Genomic DNA, 270 nt, shown 5'->3' with positions numbered 1-270 from the left:
GGTGAGTCTTATATGTCTTCTGTTGTTTTACAGAAAATAGGATCCCAACTACGTCCGGTGGCTTACTACAGCGCGCGCATGGACAACGTCGCGGGAGCCATGCCCATTTGCGTGCGTCACGTGGTAGCGGCGGCGATGGCAGTAAAAGCGTCATCCACACTCGTCCTGTACCATGACACTAAATTACTGGTAACGCATGCGGTTTCACTTCTTTTGCTCGAGCAAAAACTAAGTTTCATGTCACCTGCCCGTCATCTAGCTTGCATGGCC

General features: G+C 51.1%; 1 protein-coding gene. It reads left to right on the top strand.

Features of this window, described 5'->3' with window-relative positions:
• Positions 1-78: 78 nt before the first annotated feature.
• Positions 79-270: hypothetical protein (locus IEQ44_RS17235; RefSeq protein WP_227487643.1), on the top strand; the 192-nt coding region annotated here is incomplete at its 3' end.

Origin of the sequence: Nocardioides malaquae, assembly GCF_015070385.1 — a bacterium.
Classification (GTDB): domain Bacteria; phylum Actinomycetota; class Actinomycetes; order Propionibacteriales; family Nocardioidaceae; genus Nocardioides; species Nocardioides malaquae.
This window is presented reverse-complemented; position numbering and strand designations above follow the sequence as displayed.